Genomic DNA, 6,102 nt, shown 5'->3' with positions numbered 1-6,102 from the left:
AGTTCAAATTAATATCAGGCAGTTTTGCATAACGATTCTGTCTTAAATGGGTCCCCAGCTTGCTTCTTGGGTCAAGCTAATCAGTGATTCTTTTGAGAGCTCCATCTTAATCCCTCCAAAATGAAACGAGACCCTCAAGAAGCTGGTACCGTCTTAGAAAGTCTCGTTTCACTCCCATTTTAACTTGTTAGGTTGGTACCAGCAACCTTGACCTAGTATCGGCACTTTCCCTATAAACTTTAGCCTTATGGTAGCTAAATGGTAGCAGAATTATCCGAATTTACTGGAATTGCTGGAATTGCTAGACATATAACCCCTGTTTATTAGAGTGTTTAGAATTATTAGAATTACTGGATTAAAATAAAATGGACTCATAATCCATTGGTCGTAGGTTCGAATCCTACAGGGCCCACCATTTCACCCTCGTAATTATGGCTTTTGCGAGGGTTTTTTGTTCCTAAAACCCAAGCCCCCTGTAGGATTCGAAATTCTAGTCTCACATATTCTTTTGCATGTTAAAGTTTAACGGTTGACGTTTAACGCAATGCGTTATAATATAAGATTAATGATTAAGTCATTCAAGGACAAAGAGACAGAAAAGGTCTATAATCGTGAGGGTTCCACCAAGCTACCGCGGGATATTCAGCAGGTTGCCTTGCGAAAACTGCGGATGATAAATAACGCCAAGAGCCTTAATGATTTAAGGATTCCACCAGCCAACAGATTAGAGAGGCTTAAAGGAGACCGCGAGGGGCGGTTAAGTATAAGAATCAACGATCAGTGGCGTATCTGTTTTCGATGGCGTGGCGGAGATGCCTATGAAATTGAAATAACAGATTATCACTAGAAAGGAGCATAATGAAGAAAAAGCTACATCCGGTACACCCCGGTGAAGTTCTCTTAGAAGAGTTTCTCAAGCCCATGGGAATAAGCCAGAATAGGCTTGCCATAAACATCGGGGTGCCGGCGAGAAGGATAAACGAGATCGTTCTCGGCAAGCGAAGCATTACTGCAGACACAGCGCTGAGACTTGCAAAGTTCTTTGGCACTTCTGCTGAATTCTGGCTCGGCTTGCAGGCACAATACGATCTAGACGTTACAGCAGAAGCACTGGGAGATAGGCTCGAGCGAGAAGTGAAAAAACGTGCTGACGTTGGATAAGAGTATCGCTTGTTTTCCACATGCGCTATTGTATTAGAGCATATCAGGGATGCAATCTCCAGCTTTCTTGTTAATTCGATGTCTCAGTTGTGCCCAGTTAGATCCATAGGTAGAGGTCGGTGAAGAGCCGGCCTTTTTGTTTTGTAGAGAATTTAGAGAAATACCCCAGAGTTCATGGTGCTCTTTATCTGTTTAAGGCATCATTTATCATTTATAAATTTAAAAAGAAAAAGCCTCCGTTTCTTTTTGCAGAGCAATGGAACAATTAAGCAATAGGTTGTCTATTTTTCCATTCCTTGCGAGCTTTCACAACCGCACACTTTTTGAATTTTATGCATAAAATTCCTGGTAGAAGATTCAGGTGGTGCCTGTCACCTATTGGTCACCTATTGACTAGCAGGAACAAACGATATATCATATCAATATATACTGATATAACGATGATTGATATGAGGTTAATTATGGAAGAGTGCTGCAGGGATGGTTCCCTTAAATCTGAACAACTAAAAGAGTTTTCGGAATATTTAAAAATCGTCTCAGACGTAAACCGCTTACAAATCCTTTGCCTTTTAAAAAAGGGCGAGCGCTGTGTTTGCAATATTCATGAGCCGCTCGGCCTGCCGCAGAATCTTGTTTCTCACCATTTAAAAGCGCTCAGACATGCCGGGCTTGTTATGACACGGCGTGAAGGCAAATGGGTTTACTACCAGATTAATACCGAAAGGATTTCCTATTTTACTGATTTATACAACCAAATAATTTTAGGAGGAGAATGCGATGCAGATCAAAGTATTGGGGCCAGGTTGTGCAAACTGCAAGAAGCTAGAGGCTAATGTATTTGAAGCAGTAGCTCAAATGAACGTCGATGCTGATATCCAAAAGATCGAGGACATCCAAGAGATTATGAGTTACGGTGTTCTTTCAACGCCGGGGCTAGTTGTAGATGGTGAGCTTAAATTAAGCGGTCGGGTACCAAGTGTGGCAGAAATTATTAACATCTTGAAGGGATAGTATTTATGTGGCAAAGAGCCGTTGATTGGTTTACATACACTCTTCTTGGCCTTGATAGGACTTCGGTTTTAGGCGGGGCTATCAACTTCTTTATCTACGACATGGTAAAGATCATTTTTCTTTTAACCCTTGTTATTTACGGCATAGCCATCATTCGCTCGTTTATTCCTGCAGAAAAGGTAAGAGCAATTCTCTCAAGCAAAAACGAATACTTTGGCAACGTGTTAGCGGCACTATTCGGTATTATCACTCCGTTTTGTTCATGTTCGGCGGTGCCGCTTTTTATCGGCTTTGTTGAGGCAGGCGTGCCACTTGGCGTGACATTTTCGTTTCTCATCGCATCACCGATGATCAATGAAATCGCACTTGGTCTTTTATGGTCGCTTTTCGGCTGGAAGATTGCTCTCATCTATATTGGCTCGGGGCTTTTAATTGCAATTGTTGCCGGCATTATCATTGGTCGCTTAGGGCTTGAAAAATGGGTTGAGGATTTTGTCTATCAGATAAAGGTCGGTAAAACTACAACTGAAGCCGCTAAGCCTACCTGGAAGAATCGCTCAAGCGATGCGTGGAGCTATACAACTGGCCTTGTTAAAAAGATCATACCCTATATCGCTTTAGGTATTGCTATTGGTGCCTTTATTCATGGCTATGCACCGGAAGAGCTGCTTTCTCGGATAGCGGCAAAGACGAATCCTTTTGCAGTGCCGGTTGCCGTTCTTATCGGTATTCCGCTCTATTCAAATGCTGCTGGTACAATCCCGATTGTGACCGCTCTAGTCGGTAAAGGCGTTCCCATGGGAACGGCCCTTGCTTTTATGATGTCGGTAACGGCGCTTAGTTTGCCCGAGATGGTTATCTTGCGAAAAGTATTAAAGAAGCCGCTTTTAGCTGTCTTCTTTGGAACAGTTGGCTTAGCGATTATCTTTACAGGGTACCTGTTTAACCTGGTGATCTAAAAGAAACACATGTTGAATAAACCGACAATTGAATGGCTGAGTCTTTAAATTTACAAGGAAGTACCTGAGGGTTATAAATCAGAGCGGAATGGGGTTATGCCTAGAAAGGCAGGCGAATAAATTGAACAAGAGCATGATTCCGAAAATTGTGATTATCGTAGCAGTTATCACTCTAGCGGCAATTATTATTTTCCCGAAGATGAATGGCTCTAGCGTAGAGCCGCAACAAAGCGGCAGTTCGACAGGTTTGAATCAGACGGGAACCGGAACCACAGCAGCACAATCAATGTCGCCAGGTGAAACAGCGTTAAGAGCGGCACTTAAAAACGGAAAACCGACGATGATTTGCTTTCACTCAGACTCTTGTGCGCCATGCATAGAGATGTCAGAGATTATTGCGCAAGTTAAACCCCAATACGAAACAACGATCAATTTTATTGATATATTAACTGGTGATCCAGCTGAGCAATCGCTGATTAATAAATTTGGTGTAAACACGATTCCCTACACGGTATTTTTTGATAAAACTGGTGAGGCGGTCGGTCAACAAGTTGGGGTTATCGAAAAAGAACAGCTTTCCAGTATTCTAAGCGATTTGGAGAAGTAGATGCTAGAAACCATTGCCCAAGCAGTGAAGACATCACTTGAGACGAGCCCAATTCTTGCGCTTGGCCTGGCATTTGCCGGAGGGATATTTACCGGTGTTAGCCCCTGCGTTCTGCCATTTTTCCCGGCAATTATCGGTTATGTTGCCAAGAACACCGAAGGGCGTCCTGCCGCTGGCAGACAAGGATTCTTGCTATCCATCCTATTTGTTCTTGGTTTCTCAACTACGTTTGCGGTTATCGGGGGGTTTGCCTCGTATCTTGGCGGGTTGTTCTCAATTGCAAATCGTACCTGGTTCTTTGTGGTTGGTGCGGTTATGCTGTTAGCCGGTCTTAACTATATGCGTGTGTTAAAGTTTCAGCTTTCACTACCGCTGAAACTAACTGCCGAGAGCGTCCGGTTTAAAGGCACTCTTGGAGCGTTCGTTCTTGGGATCCTTTTAGGCATGATTCTCTCGCCATGCGCCACGCCGGTGGTTGCCGTCATCTTAACATATGTTGCATCAAAAGGTAATGCTTTTTTGGGAAGTGTGCTGCTATTTACATATAGCTTGGCGCATGGTTTACCACTTATGGCGGCCGGAACCTCAACCGGGTTTATTACGAAAATATCATTTCTTCAGAAGCGAAGGGCGCTGGTTGAGATGGTAAGCGGTGGAGTATTTATTTTACTTGGTCTTTATTTCTTCTGGTTAGCGTAAGCAGTGGGCGCATTTACGCCAATAATGCTAGAACTAAAATCTCTTCCTGAACAGGGCAGGCTTTAATAAATATATCAATATTAATTGATAAGTAGCGGCAATGGTAGCTCTTATACGGAAAACGTAAAAGGAGGATCTTATGAATACTAATCGTCTTGTTATAATCCTTGGGCTTGCAGGCTTTATAGTGATGGCTGACAACTGGGTCGTCTCACCAATATTGCCAGCGATCGCAAAGTCTTTTGGTGTCGAATCGGCGTCGGCAGGCATTTTGATTGCAGCATATATGCTGCCCTTTGGTCTCTTTCAACTTGTCTTTGGTCCATTAGCAGATCGCTTTGGCAAGCTCAGGGTGATTATGAGCACAATGGTCTTTTTTACCATTGCAACGGCTCTTTGCGGTCTCGGCTTTGCACTTACTGATTTAAGTGTTTACAGGGCTCTAACGGGCTTATTTGCCGCAGCTACAATGCCTGTATCTCTTGCTTTAATTGGGGATGTTGTTCCGCTTGAGAATCGTCAAACCGCAATTGGCACTTTTATGGGCATCTCGTTTTTAGGTCAGGCACTTTCCATGGGCATTGGAGGAACGATTGCATTCTTTGTAAGCTGGAGGGGTGTGTTTTTTGCATACGCCGTTATTGCGGCTGCTATTACCCTTCTTTTAATCTCAACCAGTAAAAAATTATCTGGGCAGTTTTCACGTAACCCTAACAGCCAGCTCTTTGCGCCATATGCAAAGCTTTTAGGGAATTTTGCGAGCCTTCGGGCATATCTGGTGGTTGTGTTTGAGGGCATTTTTATCCTCGGCTCATTTTCATATCTTGGAGCTAACATTGCCCATACTTTTAACTTTAGCTACCTGACGATCGGCCTTATTATGACGTCTTTTGGTATCGGCGCTATTATAGCAGGACGCATTGGGGGGAAAATTGCAAAAAAGACAGGCAAGCGACTCTTAATTGCTTTTGGACTTCTTCTTGCTGCGGCGTCTGACCTCTTAATTGCTGCAGTTCCAGCAAGCATTGTAGCTTCCGTTATCAGTATCTTTATGCTTGGTCTAGGCTTCATGCTAGCACATTCCACACTCCTTACGTTGGCAACCGAGTTCGCGCAGAAGGCAAGAGGAGTTGCCATGTCGCTGGTTGCCTTTTCCTTTATGGTTGGAGGTGCTATAGGTACTAGCATTGGCAGTCGGTTTATTAATTCACTCGGCTACCAATCCTTTTTTACTACGTACGGGGTTTTGCTTGTTATTTTAAGCCTTGTCGCGATATTTGCGATATCTGAAGCGGCGCTGGCAAAAGAGGAAGCAGAGCTTGCGAAGTAGCGGACATTATTCATAAAAAGGAGAGAAAGTATGAGTCAAAGTGTGCGATTACAGGTTGAAGAGATACTAAAAAAAACCGAGACAGAAGTTGACAAAGCGCCCGATACAACGCACCTTCTTTCCAAGATTAAATCGGATATGGTACAGGAGCATGCATTGAGCAAGCAAATTACTTACTCTCGGAAATCGATACCGGAAAAGTACCATCAGCTGATAGTAGTTGCGCCGCTTCCCGGCACGGGAGTGCCTTCGTGTATCTTGACCTGGTCAGGATCGCTATGTCTGCAAGCAGCGAGGCCAGGGAAGGGCACAGTAACCGGCTAAGAAATGGTTAG

Annotated in this window: 9 protein-coding genes and 1 tRNA gene; all 10 read left to right on the top strand. The window is 43.7% G+C overall.

Translation table 11 applies throughout. The annotated features are described in order from the left end of the window. The first annotated feature begins 337 nt into the window (after positions 1–337). The 10 genes from K6T91_10070 (at position 338) to K6T91_10025 (ending at position 6,091) form a co-directional block, all read left to right on the top strand. Positions 338–415 (top strand) — tRNA-Met (locus K6T91_10070). Positions 416–565: 150 nt separating this feature from the next. After that, entirely contained in the window at positions 566–847 is a 282-nt protein-coding gene (locus K6T91_10065) for a type II toxin-antitoxin system RelE/ParE family toxin (GenBank protein MCL6473133.1), read from the top strand. Positions 848–855: 8 nt separating this feature from the next. Beyond that, positions 856–1,161, top strand: coding sequence for a HigA family addiction module antidote protein (locus K6T91_10060; GenBank protein MCL6473132.1), 306 nt, complete (start codon positions 856–858; stop codon positions 1,159–1,161). Positions 1,162–1,610: 449 nt separating this feature from the next. Beyond that, positions 1,611–1,994 (top strand): metalloregulator ArsR/SmtB family transcription factor, encoded by a 384-nt coding sequence (locus K6T91_10055; protein ID MCL6473131.1) that lies wholly within the window; start codon positions 1,611–1,613, stop codon positions 1,992–1,994. Beyond that, positions 1,939–2,172 (top strand): thioredoxin family protein, encoded by a 234-nt coding sequence (locus K6T91_10050; protein MCL6473130.1) that lies wholly within the window; start codon positions 1,939–1,941, stop codon positions 2,170–2,172. Before K6T91_10055 ends, K6T91_10050 begins: the two co-directional genes overlap by 56 nt. Positions 2,173–2,177: 5 nt before the next feature. After that, the gene (locus tag K6T91_10045; protein ID MCL6473129.1) at positions 2,178–3,131 is read left to right on the top strand and encodes a permease; all 954 of its coding nucleotides are present in this window, start codon (positions 2,178–2,180) and stop codon (positions 3,129–3,131) included. Between the two features lie 121 nt (positions 3,132–3,252). Then, entirely contained in the window at positions 3,253–3,738 is a 486-nt protein-coding gene (locus tag K6T91_10040; protein MCL6473128.1) for a thioredoxin fold domain-containing protein, read from the top strand. Beyond that, complete coding sequence (locus K6T91_10035) at positions 3,739–4,437, top strand: hypothetical protein (protein MCL6473127.1); 699 nt, start codon at positions 3,739–3,741, stop codon at positions 4,435–4,437. It begins immediately after the preceding gene. Positions 4,438–4,576: 139 nt separating this feature from the next. Further along, positions 4,577–5,767: an MFS transporter gene (locus K6T91_10030; protein ID MCL6473126.1), complete on the top strand. Its 1,191-nt coding sequence runs from the start codon at positions 4,577–4,579 to the stop codon at positions 5,765–5,767. Between the two features lie 30 nt (positions 5,768–5,797). Next, positions 5,798–6,091, top strand: coding sequence for a hypothetical protein (locus K6T91_10025; protein MCL6473125.1), 294 nt, complete (start codon positions 5,798–5,800; stop codon positions 6,089–6,091). The last annotated feature ends 11 nt before the right edge of the window (positions 6,092–6,102 follow it).

This window comes from Bacillota bacterium, assembly GCA_023511485.1.
Taxonomy (GTDB): Bacteria; Actinomycetota; Aquicultoria; order Aquicultorales; family Aquicultoraceae; genus CADDYS01.
Note: the sequence above shows the minus strand (reverse complement) of the source record. Positions and strands in the feature narration are given on the sequence as shown.